The organism is Azospirillum sp. SYSU D00513 (genome assembly GCF_017356015.1).
Taxonomy (GTDB): domain Bacteria; phylum Pseudomonadota; class Alphaproteobacteria; order Azospirillales; family Azospirillaceae; genus Azospirillum.
Genome location: NZ_JAFIQV010000019.1, coordinates 63,393 through 75,565, shown reverse-complemented (window position 1 = coordinate 75,565; position 12,173 = coordinate 63,393). Strand labels below are relative to the sequence as shown.

The 12,173-nt window shown below is 68.3% G+C and carries 11 protein-coding genes; 1 reads left to right on the top strand and 10 read right to left on the bottom strand.

Annotation, left to right across the window (positions count from 1 at the left end):
- Positions 1–470: 470 nt before the first annotated feature.
- From JUB11_RS15695 to JUB11_RS15665, 7 genes are all read right to left on the bottom strand, one after another.
- Entirely contained in the window at positions 471–1,283 is an 813-nt protein-coding gene (locus tag JUB11_RS15695) for a carbon-nitrogen hydrolase family protein (RefSeq protein WP_207459498.1), read from the bottom strand.
- A gap of 5 nt (positions 1,284–1,288) precedes the next feature.
- Positions 1,289–2,977, bottom strand: a complete 1,689-nt coding sequence (locus JUB11_RS15690) for an NAD(P)/FAD-dependent oxidoreductase (RefSeq protein ID WP_247887090.1) — start codon at positions 2,975–2,977, stop codon at positions 1,289–1,291.
- A gap of 30 nt (positions 2,978–3,007) precedes the next feature.
- The gene (gene speB, locus JUB11_RS15685; RefSeq protein ID WP_207459497.1) at positions 3,008–4,060 is read right to left on the bottom strand and encodes an agmatinase; all 1,053 of its coding nucleotides are present in this window, start codon (positions 4,058–4,060) and stop codon (positions 3,008–3,010) included.
- Between the two features lie 220 nt (positions 4,061–4,280).
- Positions 4,281–5,081, bottom strand: a complete 801-nt coding sequence (locus JUB11_RS15680; protein WP_207459496.1) for an ABC transporter permease — start codon at positions 5,079–5,081, stop codon at positions 4,281–4,283.
- Positions 5,078–5,932, bottom strand: coding sequence for an ABC transporter permease (locus JUB11_RS15675; RefSeq protein ID WP_207459495.1), 855 nt, complete (start codon positions 5,930–5,932; stop codon positions 5,078–5,080). Before JUB11_RS15675 ends, JUB11_RS15680 begins: the two co-directional genes overlap by 4 nt.
- Positions 5,929–6,999, bottom strand: coding sequence for an ABC transporter ATP-binding protein (locus JUB11_RS15670; protein WP_207459494.1), 1,071 nt, complete (start codon positions 6,997–6,999; stop codon positions 5,929–5,931). The genes JUB11_RS15675 and JUB11_RS15670 overlap by 4 nt, the downstream gene beginning before the upstream one ends.
- Before the next feature lie 208 nt (positions 7,000–7,207).
- The gene (locus JUB11_RS15665) at positions 7,208–8,320 is read right to left on the bottom strand and encodes an extracellular solute-binding protein (RefSeq protein WP_207459493.1); all 1,113 of its coding nucleotides are present in this window, start codon (positions 8,318–8,320) and stop codon (positions 7,208–7,210) included.
- A 218-nt stretch (positions 8,321–8,538) separates the two neighbouring features.
- On the opposite strand from JUB11_RS15665, the gene JUB11_RS15660 reads away from it, so the two are divergent.
- Entirely contained in the window at positions 8,539–9,480 is a 942-nt protein-coding gene (locus JUB11_RS15660) for a LysR family transcriptional regulator (protein WP_247887089.1), read from the top strand.
- 11 nt (positions 9,481–9,491) lie between these two features.
- Here the strand turns inward: JUB11_RS15660 and JUB11_RS15655 are convergent, their stop codons facing one another.
- From JUB11_RS15655 to JUB11_RS15645, 3 genes are read right to left on the bottom strand one after another with little or no spacing between them, the layout of a single operon-like run.
- Entirely contained in the window at positions 9,492–10,268 is a 777-nt protein-coding gene (locus tag JUB11_RS15655) for an ABC transporter ATP-binding protein (protein WP_207459491.1), read from the bottom strand.
- Positions 10,265–11,089, bottom strand: coding sequence for an ABC transporter permease subunit (locus JUB11_RS15650; protein WP_207459490.1), 825 nt, complete (start codon positions 11,087–11,089; stop codon positions 10,265–10,267). Before JUB11_RS15650 ends, JUB11_RS15655 begins: the two co-directional genes overlap by 4 nt.
- Before the next feature lie 3 nt (positions 11,090–11,092).
- Positions 11,093–12,169 (bottom strand): putative urea ABC transporter substrate-binding protein, encoded by a 1,077-nt coding sequence (locus JUB11_RS15645; RefSeq protein ID WP_207459489.1) that lies wholly within the window; start codon positions 12,167–12,169, stop codon positions 11,093–11,095.
- Between the last annotated feature and the right edge of the window lie 4 nt (positions 12,170–12,173).

Sequence of the window (12,173 nt, the reverse complement as noted above, 5' to 3'; positions counted from 1 at the left end):
ATCTCAACCGAAGCCCGAAAACAGTTCGGGGCCGATGCAGCGAATGAAACGCGCATCGACCCCGAACTGTTTTGCATTCGCAGTACCCCGCCCCTTTTTATCAAGGTGGTCGTCGGCACCGCCACTTTTTTATTTGCCCTTCCGGGCGTCCTCCCCAGACCATCAGGCCGTGGGTCTTTCATTAACAAACTTTGTTCTCTATGACAACAGTTTTTTCATGAAGCCATCAGGGATGCCTTGTTGTTCAAAGCCCCCGGAACGGTGAAACCCCTGCCTTTTCGCGCCTGACATGCGCTTGCATGACCGCCCAGAACGCGGACTCGCATTTTTGCAATGCAGCCATGCTGAACCTGCAACTCGCAATTTTTGCGATGCATCATTAGAATCAATCCAGATCGTCCTGTGGGACGTTTCCTCCCTAGACTTGAAGGCCGCCCGGCAACCCGGTGCGGCCTTTTCTTTTGCCCGGCTTACAGCCTTTCCGGCTCCCCGGACAGTGCACGATAGAGCGCCGGGCGGCGGTCGGCGAGGAAGCCGCTGACGGCCCGGGCGGCGGCGAGCGCCGCCGGGTCCAGCTCGGCCACCAGAAGCTCCTCCCCCTCCCCGCCGCGCGCCAGCACGGCGCCGTCCGGCCCGGCAAGGCAGCTCAGCCCGCAATAATCCAGCTCGCCCTCCACGCCCGTGCGGTTGGCGTAGGCGACGAAGATCTGGTTCTCGAAGGCACGGGTCGGCACCACGCAGCGGGTCACGATGTCGAAGGGCTTCATCAGAGCCGTGGGCACCAGCACGGCGTCGGCTCCGGCCAGCGCGTGGCGCCGGACCAGCTCGGGGAACTCGACCTCGTAGCAGATCAGCACGCCGATCCGCAGCCCGTCGATCTCCGCCAGCGCGAAATGGTCCTCGCCCGGCGCGAACTGGCTGCGGTCGAGGTCGCCGAACAGGTGGGTCTTGCGGTGGTTCAGCAGCGGCGTGCCATCCCGGCCGATCAGCCGCGCGGCGTTGTAGACGGCCCCGTCGCTTCCCCGCTCCGGATAGCCGTAGAGCAGGGCCACGCCGGTCCGGCGGGCGATGGCGGAGGCGCGGGCCGCCGAGGGGCCGTCCGCCGGTTCGGCGTGGCGGGCAACCTCCACCGCCCCGATGTTGTAGCCGGACAGGAACATCTCCGGCGCGATCAGGATTGCGACGTCCTGCCCGGCCGCCGCCTCGGCCGCCCGCTCCAGCCGGTCGAGGTTGCGGTCCGGCGCGCCGGTCTCGCTGGCGGCCTGGAAGAAACCGATGCGCATGAGGCTCACTCCGGCAGTTCGATGGGTTTCAGCGCGTCCCACTGGTCGCCCGGACCGGGGTTCTCCGGATGGGCCGCCCCGCCCAGATGGTTCATCACGCCCCACACGGCGTTCAGCGCGGTGGTCACCGCCCCCTCCGCCCAGCCGGCGGTCCAGGAGATGTCGTCGCCGGCCAGGAAGATGCCCTTTTGGCGCGAGGGCAGCCCCTCCTGCATGAAGTGGCAGTAAAGCCGGCGCTGGTAGCGGTAATGGCCCGGCAGGTTCGCCTTGAAGGCGCCCATGAAGTTCGGGTCGGACTCCCAGGACACCGTGATCGGCTCCCCGATGATGTGGGGGGCGATGTCGAGGTCCGGGTAGATCTGCTTCAGGCTGTGCAGCATCAGCCGCACCCGGTCGTCCACCGGCAGCGACAGCCATTTCAGCGCGTCGTCGTTCCAGGTGTAGGAGAGGCAGATCACGCCCGGCAGGCCTTCGCCGTTGTCGATCAGGTAGGTGCCGCGCGTCATGCGGTCGCTGAGCGTCATGCTCATCCGGTCCTGGCCGGTCCTGGGGTCCTTGTCCTTCCAGAAGGGCCGGTCCACCATGACGAAGGTCTTGGACGCCTGCATGTAATGCGACCGCTCCATCGCCATCCACATGGGATGGCTGAACAGCACCTCGTCGCAATGGATGCGCGCCGACAAGAGCCAGAGCTGCGTCGTCACCACCGCCGCGTCATAGTCACGCCGGTTGCCCCAGCGGTCGGTGACGGCGATGCGGTTGCCGGGTGCGGCCTCGATCCGGTCCACCCGCGGCCGCGGCATGCCGTTGTGCAGGCCGCACAGCGAGGTGCCCTCGGGCCAATGGGCCATCCCCTTGGGCGAGCGGCGCCACAGGGCGAGCGGAAGCTGCTCCACCCCGCCCACCACCATGCGGTGGTCGGAATCCGCGTCGGTGTAGACGACGCGCAGGATCTCCAGCATGGAGTTCGGGAAGTCCGTGTCCCAGCCGCCGGTGCCGAATCCGACCTGCCCGAAGACCTCCCGGTGCCGGAAGGACAGGCGGCGGAAGGCGGAGGATTCGCAGATGAAGCCATAGAAGGTCCGCTCGTCCCAGACCTCCACCAGCCGGTTCCAGATCCCCTTGATGGCCGCGACGTCGCGGGCCGCTATCGCCTTCTGCATGGCGGAGAAGTCGGCGGATTCCTCCAGCGCCTGCGCCCAAGCCTCCTGCACCTCCCGGAACAGGGGCGGCAGGTCGTCCGGCGTGGTCGCGTAGAGCTTTTCTCCCGCCAGCTCGATCACCGTGCTCGGCGTCGCCGAGGAAAGCGGGTTCGGAAAGGGCCGCGTCTCCAGCCCCGCCAGGTCGAAGTAATGGAACAGCGTCGTCGAGGAGGGCGGGAAGCGCATGGCCCCCAGCTCCGCGTAGACGCCGTCCCCGCCCTTGAAGGGCTCCGACCGCAGCCGCCCGCCAATCCGGTCCGCCTCGTAGAGGACGGGCCGCAGGCCGAGCTTCATCAGTTCGTAGGCGGCGACGATGCCGGCGATGCCGCCACCGATCACCGCCACCTCGGTCCCGTGCCGCGCTGCCGGGATGCGGCCGAGCCCGGCGGGATGGCGCGCGTAACGGTCGAAGGCGAAGGGGAAATCCGGCCCGAACATGGTGATCGGGCGCGCGGACTCCTGCCCACCATGGTCCATGGCGGCGATGGTCATCGGCTTCCTCCCTGGAACGGTTTCGGGGTCTTAGCGCCCCTTGCGCTTCTCCAGCGCGTGGGTGGACAGGCACAGCAGCTCGAACAGCACCTGGGCCGCCGCCTGGGCCGTGTTGGTGGTCGCGTCGTACTGCGGGGCCACCTCCACCACGTCGGCGCCGATCACGTCCACCCCGACCAGCCCGCGCAGCAGCTGCAGCACCTCGCGCGTGGTCAGGCCTCCGACCTCCGGTGTGCCGGTGCCCGGCGCGAAGGCGGGGTCGAGGCTGTCCACGTCGAAGGAGACGTAGACCGGCCCGTCGCCGACCACCTTGCGCGCCGTCTCGATGATCGCCGGGATCCCGAGCTGCGGCACCTCCTCCGCGTGGATCACGGTCATGCCGGATTCGTAGGAGAACTCCCACAGATACTCGGCCCCGCCACGGATGCCGATCTGGATCGTGCGCTCCGGGTCGAGCACGCCATCCAGCACCGCCTGGCGGAAGGGACCGCCATGGTGGAACTTCGCACCCTCATAGGCGCCGCTGGTGTCGCAATGGGCGTCGATGTGGATCATGCCCACCGGCCGCTCGGCGGCGAGGCCCTTCAGGATCGAATAGCTGATGGAATGGTCGCCGCCGACCGACAGCGGCACCACGCCCGCCGCCGCGACCTTCGAATAGAAGGCCTGGATGTCGGCGTGGCAGGTCTCCAGGTTGAAGCGGCTGCTCAGGGGGACGTCGCCGACGTCGGCCATGGCGCAGGCCGCCGACGGCACCATGCGCAGGACATGCTCGTATGGGCCGATGCGCTCCACCGAGCGGACGGCGCGCGGCCCCAGCCGCGAGCCCGCGCGGTTGGTGACGCCCAGGTCCATCGGCACGCCGATCAGCGCGATCTCCAGCCCGCCGAAATCGGGCAGGCCCGGCGCGTCCGGCCGGTAGGGGGCGTCCAGCAGCGTCGAGACGCCGGAGAAGGGCTGCACCCGCTTGCCCCCCTGGAACTGGAGCGCTGCCACGCGCTTGAACTCCGGATCGTGGATGTCGTCGCCGCCGGACCCGCTGTAACGGGCGCGGAGCTGGTCGAGCTTCTTGGGATCGATCATGGGAGAGGTCTTTCGCTGGTGAGGCGGGAGCCAAAAATTCTTCGGAGTGTGCCACTCGGCGGGCGGACGGCCTCGCGACGCTCGGTCGTCATCCCCGCGGAAGCGGGGATCCAGAAGCTCGCTAGGCGGTCCCTCCGGGACGTCCTGGATCCCCGCTTTCGCGGGGATGACGGGAAGTGGCGGAAGAGGATCAAAGCGTTCAAGGGCGGATCTCCGGCGTTCAGTCGCTCTTCGACCAAGCGCCGAGCAGGCGCGGAAGGTCGCCGAAACGGGCGATCAGGCCGAAGATGACGGCGGTGATGGCGACGAACAGCACGGTCACGGAGGCCATGACCGGTGTGTAGCCGTAGCGCAGCGCGTTGAAGATCTTGATGGGCAGGGTTTCCATCGTGAAGCCGACGGACATGTAGGCGACGATGTACTCGTTCAGCGACAGCACGAAGGCGAAGGCGAAGCCGGAGATCATGTAGGGCCGCACCAGCGGCAGGATCACCGTGCGCAACACCGCGCGGTCGTCCGCGCCCATGGTCGAGGCCGCCTCCACGTAGGAGCGGTCCACGGCGGCGAAGCCCAGCGACAGCGTCACCAGCGGCAGCGTCACGAAGAACACCGCGTGGCTGACCACCGCCGTCCATTGCTGCCCATAGGCGCCGATGGCGCTCCAGAAGCTCAGGAACCCCAGCGCCGTGATGACCGGCGGCAGGATGAAGGGCGTCATGCCCAGGATCTCAAAGGCGCGCGCCCAGGGGGCCTTCCAGCGCCACAGGAACCAGGCCAGCGGAAAGGCGATCAGCACCGACAGGGCCGACGACAGCCCGGCGAGCGTGAGGCTGTTGACGAGCGCGCCGCGCCAGCCGGGATCGGTGAAGATCTCCGCGTACCAGGACAGCGAGAAGCCCTGCGGCGGGAAACTCAGCGTCTTCTTCGCGTTCACCGAGACGCCGGCCACCACGAGCAGCGGCACGGCGAGGAGAAGCGCCAGCAGGCCGGCCAGGACGCTGCCGATGGTAGCCGATCTCATTGCGAACCCTCCCGGCGGCCGAGGATGAGCGCCAGCCCGACGAGCGCCAAGCTGACGAGGACGAGGAAGACGGCCATCGCCGCCGCGAAGGGCATGTTCGACTGGTAGATGGCCTGGTCGGTGATCAGCACCGACAAGGTCCAGTGCTGCGGCCGGCCGAGAAGCTGCGGCAGCAGGTAGGAGCCCAGCGCGAAGACGAAGGCCATGATCACCGTGCCGACGATGGTGTTGCGCAGGGCCGGCACCAGCACCGTGAAGAAGGCCCGCGCGGGCGAGGAGCCCAGCGTGCGCGCCGCCTCCATCAGGCTGAAGTCGAAGCGGGCGAGTGCCGGATAGAGCACCAGCACCGTGTAGGGGAAGGCCTGGTAGACGAGGCCGGCGAGCAGCGCGCCGAAGCCGGGGCTCAGCGACTGCGGCGCCTCCATCAGCCCGACCGCGACCAGCAGGTTGGTGATGCCGGCCGTGCGGGAGAGCAGCGTGGACCAGGCGAAGCCGATGATGACCTCCGACAGGGAGAGCACCGACAGAAGGAACACCAGCCACCGCACCTGCGCCGGGTGCGGCAGCCGCACCAGCCGGTAGGTGAAGGGGAAGGCGATCGCCACGGCCACCACGGCGACCAGTCCGGCCAGCATCAGCGAGAAGGACAGGACGTTGCCGAAGAAGGCCGACAGGAAGCGCTCGTAATTCGCCAGGACGAAGTCCGGCTCGTAGAAGCCGCCCTGGACCCGGCGGAAGAAGCTGACCGCGATCATCAGCCCGAAGGGAATGACGAAGAAGACGATCAGCATCAGCGCCGGGAAGAGGATCGGCGCGTGCTCGGCGAGCGTGCGGGGCGGACGCCGGATCATGCGGCCCGCTCCGCATGGCCCGTGGCCAGCGGCAGCAGGACGCAGGCCTGCGGCGGCAGTTCCACCGTCACGGGGCTGCCGGGCGCCACGGAGGGGCGGTCCTTCGGGTGGGCCACGGCGACGATCTCCCGCCCTGCGACATCGATGCGCAGCTCGACCGAGGCGCCGAGGTCGCGCACGAAGGAGAGCCTGCCGGCCAGCCGGTTCGGCCCGCCTTCCGCGTTGCCGTGCACCACCACGTCCTCCGGCCGGATGGAGAGCAGGACGCGGCTGTTGCCGGTCATCTCCGGCAGGACCAGAGTGCCGCCGGGGACGGACAGGGTGCCGTTGCCGGCCGCCTCGCCCTCCAGCAGGTTGGTCATGCCGATGAAGTCGGCCACGAAGGCGTCGGCCGGGCGGCGGTAGACCTCCACCGGCGAGGCCGCCTGATGGATCCGGCCCTGCGACATGACGACCACGAGGTCGGCCATGGTCATGGCCTCGCGCTGGTCGTGGGTGACCACGATGGTGGTGATGCCGAGCCGCTGCTGGAGCTGCTTCAGCTCGATCTGCATGGCTTCGCGCAGCTTGGCGTCGAGCGCCGACAGCGGCTCGTCCAGAAGGAAGAGCTTCGGCGACAGGGCGAGCGCGCGGGCGATGGCGACGCGCTGGCGCTGCCCGCCGGACAGCTTGGACACCGGCCGGTCGGCCATGCCCGGAAGCTGCACCATGTCCAGAAGCTCGGCCGCGCGCTTGCGCTGGTCCGCGGCGGACACGCCGCGGATGCGCAGGGGATAGGCGACGTTCTCGCCCGCCGTCAGGTGGGGGAACAGCGCCAGGGACTGGAAGACCATGCCGAAGTCGCGCTTGTGCGCGGGCATCTCCGTGATGTTCCGGTCATCGATGAACAGCCGTCCGCCGGACGGCTCCTCCAGCCCGGCGATCATGCGCAGAAGCGTGGTCTTGCCGCAGCCCGACGGGCCGAGCAGGCAGACGAACTGCCCGTGGGGAATGCGCAGGGTCGCGCCATGAACGGCGACGACCGACCCGTAACGCTTGGCGAGGCCATCCAGGACGAGAGCGGACATGGGCGTGCTTTCCGGAGGAGGAGACGGGGAAGTGAGGGCGGGAAGACGGCCTGCTCCCTTTCCCCAAGGGGAGAGGGAGGGACCCGCGCGGCGGGAGGGTGAGGGAGTTGCCGGGGAACCGGACAGTCCGGCAACGCCGGCCCCCTCACCCCAACCCTCTCCCCGGAGGGGAGAGGGAGCCAGCGCTCGTCCGGCCTTGAAGCCAGCCTCAGCCGACGATCATCTCCGTCCACTTCTCGTTCAGCCAATCGGCCTTTGTCTGGTACATGTCGTAGCGCGGCACGATCGGTGCGATCTCGGAGGAGACGGCGCCGAACTCGGCGTCGGTCAGGTCGGTCTTGGCGCGCGGGATGGTGGGTGCCGTGCCGACCTTGCGCGACAGCAGCGCCTGGACCGACGGCTGGCTCATGTAGTCGATGTAGACATGCGCGAGGTCGAGCTTTGTGGAGGCGCGGGTGACCGCCCAGCTTCCGCTGTCGTTGATGCCGCCTTCCTTCGGGAAGGTGGAGCGGACCGGCTGGCCGTCGGCGACGGCGAGGCCGGTCACGTCGTGATAGTACTGGCCCATCGGGATCTCGCCCGATTTCAGCGCGGCCTCGAACTGGGCCTCGTCGCGGTACCAGAGATTCACGTTGTCCTTCAGCTCCGCCAGCTTCTTGAAGCAGTCGAGCTGGCCGGCCTCCGTGTCCAGATGCTTGGTACCGCCGAAGTGGGTGGCGGCGGCCACCTCCAGCAGGAAGCTGTTGCTGACCAGCGCCATCAGGCCGAGCTTGCCCTTGTTGGCGGGATCCCACAGCGCCGCCCAGCTCGCCGGGGCCTGCGGGTAGGACTGGGTGTTGGTGACCAGCGTGATGAACCAGGACACCGCACCGATGCCGGCGACGCGGCCGTCCGGGTACTTGTTCACGAGGTGCGGCAGCACATTGGCCGTGTTGGGCATCTTGCCCAGGTCGAGCGGCGCCCAGAGGTCGGCGCTCATGCCCTTCAGCATGGCAACCTGGGACATCATCGACACGTCGGCCGGCGCCTGGCGGGCCCGGGCGGCCTGTTCGAGCTGGACCAGCCAGGCCTCGCCGGTCGGCTCGGCGACGGACTCCACGGCGATGCCCGTGGCCTTGGTGAATTCGGGGAAGACGTGCTTGTCGAAGGATTCCTTGAAGTAGCCGCCATAGACGCCGACCTTCAGCGACTTGTCCTGGGCGCGCAGGATGTTCGGGAAGCCGGTCACGGTGGCCGCGGCGGCGAGGCCGCCGGCCCCCGCCAGCACCGCGCGGCGGCTGACGCCGCCCTGGAAGCGGGTCGTGTTCGTCGTATTCGTCATGATTCGCCCTTTCGTGAAGCCGTTGTGGCGCGCCTTTGCGGCGCCTTGCCGTCGTTCCCTGTCTCCGGCATTAGACGGCGGTTACAACTCCGAAAAAATGCCATTCTTTTGGAGCTTGCTTCGACAGGCGTCAAAGTGAGAGGGCCGCCGCCCTTGCCGTTCCGCGGGCATGCTGCAAGAGTGTCGCCCAGGCGGCAAGCCTTATCGGGATGGGTTGGATGAGCCTGGAAACCGTCGATCTGCGCCTGTTGCGCCTGTTCATGACCATCGTGGAATCCGGCGGCTTCACCGCCGCGCAAAGCGAGCTGAATCTGTCCCTCTCCACCATTTCCACGCATTTTTCCGACCTTGAGGCACGGCTCGGCGTGCGGTTGTGCCGGCGCGGCCGGTCGGGATTCCAAGTCACGCCGGAGGGCCAGGCGGTCTATGACGAGGTGCGGCGCGTGTTCGACACGCTCGACCGATTCTCCGCGCGGGTCCGGGGGCTGCGCGACCGGCTGACCGGGACGCTGAACCTCGGGCTGGTGGACAACACGCTGTCCGACCCGCAGGCACCGCTGGAACGCGTGCTCGCCCGCTTCACGGACGCGGCACCCGAGGTCTCCCTGTCCATCCTCACCCGCCCGCCGAACGAGCTGCTGCGCGACGTGGTCGGCGGCAACCTGCAGCTCGCGATCGCCAGCTTTCCCCGCATCGTGCCGGGCCTGTCCTATGTCGGTCTCTATCAGGAAACGAACCACTTCTACTGCGGGCGCGGCCACCCGCTGTTCGAGGCGGACGACCGGGCGCTGACCATCGACGACGTGCGCAACCACCGGCTCGTCGCCCGCGCCTACTGGGGCACCCGCGACCTGAAGATCTTCGCCATCGCCACCCCGAAGGCCACCGTCAGCGACATGGAGGGGGCGGCGCGGCTGGTGCTGTCCGGCTGCTATCTCGGCTACCTGCCCGACCATTACGCCGCGCTCTTCGTGGCCCAGGGAAGGCTGCGCGCGATCCAGCCGCAGCTCCTCTCCTACCGCGCGCCCTTCCAGGCGGCCTACGACCCCAACCGCGCCCGGAACCCGGTGGTCGATCTCTTCCTCTCCATCGTGAAGGAGGAGATGCAGCAGAAGCCGTCCCAGGCCAAGACCGGGCGCGCCATGCCCGCCACCGGCTGAATCGTCGCGTGTCAGGACGCCGGCACCGCTTCGGCTGCGGCCGCTTCCGCCTGCGCCATCCTGGCCTTCTTCTCGTCGAGGGGCAGGTTGTAGGTGATGGTGGCGCCGTAGGCGCCGGGGTCGGTCGGGTCGAGCCGGACCTTGTCGAAGGCCAGCACGCGGGTCGCCAGCGTGAAGCCCTCCTTCAGGTCGTGGGTGACCATGAAGACGGTCATCTTCTCCTCGGCCCACAGACGCAGCAGCAGCTCGTACATCTGCGCCTTGGTACCGGAGTCGAGCGCGCCGAAGGGCTCGTCCAGCAGCAGGATCTTCGGCTTGCGGATCAGCGCCTGGGCGATGGCAAGGCGCTGCTGCATGCCGCCGGACAGCTCTGCCGGGTATTTGTTCAGATGCGCGCCCAGCCCCACCGTGGCGAGGATCGACTTGGCCTCTTCCTCCGCCTCGCGGCGCTGGGCGCCGAACAGGCGGGCGAGAAAGCGGGAGGAGGCGAACTCCCGCCCGATGACGACGTTCTGCAGCGCGGTCAGGTGCGGGAAGACGGAATAGCGCTGAAAGACCACGCCGCGCTCCGGCCCCGGTTCGGCCACCAGCGGCTCGCCGTCCAGCAGGATGCTGCCGCGGCTCGGGCTTTCCTCGCCCAGCAGCATGCGCAGGAAGGTGGTCTTGCCGCAGCCGGACGGGCCGACCAGCGCGCAGAACTCGCCCGAGGGGATCTCCAGGTTCACGCGCTCCAGCACGACCTGGTTCGGGTATTCCTTCCAGACTCCGCGGACGGACACATGGCTCATGACGGACCCTTTCCGGCCTGCATCCAGGGGAAGAAGCGGCTGTTGAAGCGGCGCAGCAGATAGTCCGACACGAAGGCGAGCAGCGTGATCCAGGCGACGTAGGGCAGGATCACGTCCATCGCCATGTAACGGCGGACCAGGAAGATGCGGTAGCCGAGCCCTTCGGTCGCGGCGATGGCCTCGGCGGAGATCAGGAACAGCCAGGCCGGGCCGAGCGACAGCCGCAGGGCGTCCACCAGCCGCGGCACCATCTGCGGCAGCACGACGCGGACGACGATCTGCCAGCTCGACGCCCCCAGGGTCTGCGCCTTGATCAGCTGTTCGCGCGGGATCTCGCCCACCCGCCCCGCGAGGTCGCGGATCAGGAAGGGCACCACGCCGAAGACGATCAGCACCACCTTGGACAGCTCGTCCAGCCCGAAGACGATGAAGAGCACCGGCAGCACCGCCATCGGCGGGATCATCGACAGGATGGCGACGAAGGGCGCCAGCCCGGCCCGCACATAGGGGATCAGCCCGATGGCGATGCCCAGCACCAGTGCGATCAGCAGCGACACACCGAGCCCGAGCCCGAGCCGCTGCAGGCTCGCCGCCGTGTCCACCCACAGCAGATAGTCGCCGGTGCGGGCGTCGGGCGAGAAAGCGACGCGGGCGATGGCCTCGCCCAGCGCCGACAGCGGCGGCAGCAGCTTGTCGTTGGGATTGGCCGCCAGACGCATCGCCGACGCCACGGCATAGACGGCGCAGGCCGCCGCGAAGGGGAGGAGGCCCCAGAACAGAACCCCTCCCCGGCCCGGCCGCCGGTTGATGATCCGGCGCATGGATTACAGCTTCCCCTCGGCGGCTTCGGTCATGAAGCCGGCGTCGAAGCGCAGCTTCACGTTCTTCGCGTCGCCCAGCACCGTGCCGTCCGGGAAAGCGATGCCGACGGCGTCCACCGTGCGGGCACCCTCGCCCAGCAGCCCGTGGTCGAAGGAGAACTTGCGGACGAGGTCCATGCTCTTCTGGATCACCGGACCCTTGGCGAAATCGGCCGCCGCCCTGGCCTCGGAGAACAGGTTCGTGGTCGCGAGCTGGGCCTTGTAGCCGGCGAGGTCGGTGCCCGAGGCCTGGGCCATCGCGGTCAGGGCCTTTGTGCCGGCCTCGCCGTTCGCGGTCATCAGCCCCATGATCTCGTACCAGGCGCCGACGAGCGCCTTGCCGAGCTTCGGGTTGTCCTTCAGCACCGCGCTGTTGACGATCATCAGGTCGAGGATCTCGCCGGGGATGTTGCTGGAGTTGAACAGCTCGGTGGCGCCGGGGGCCTTCTTCACCTCGCTCAGCTGCGGGTTCCAGGTGACCACGGCGGTCACGTCGTCCGACGAGGTGAAGGCGGAGACGATGTCGGCGTCGGCCGTGTTCACCACCCGCACGTCGCGCTCCGTCAGCCCGGCGCTGTCGAGCGCGCGGGCCAGCAGGTAGTGCGACACCGACAGCTCGACCAGATTGACGCGCTGGCCCTTCAACTCGGCGATGCTCTTGCCCTTCTTGACCACCAGCCCGTCGTTGCCGTCGGAGAAGTCGCCGACGATCAGCGAGGTGGAATCCACCCCGCCCGCCGCAGGAATGGTCAGCGCGTCCATGTTGGTCATCACGCAGCCGTCGAAGGCGCCGGCCGTGTACTGGTTGATGGACTCGATGTAGTCGTTGACCTGAACGATCTCGACCTGGATGCCGTACTTGTCGGCCCACTTCTTCATGATGCCGCTTTCGGCGGCGTAGCCCCAGGGCATCCAGCCCGCGTAGATCGACCAGGCGACCTTGAAGGACGACTTCTCGGCGGCCGAGGCCGGCGACTGCACGGTGAAGACGGCGGTCGCGAGGGCGGCGGCAAGGACCGCGCGCTTGAAAAAGGTCCGCATGCGG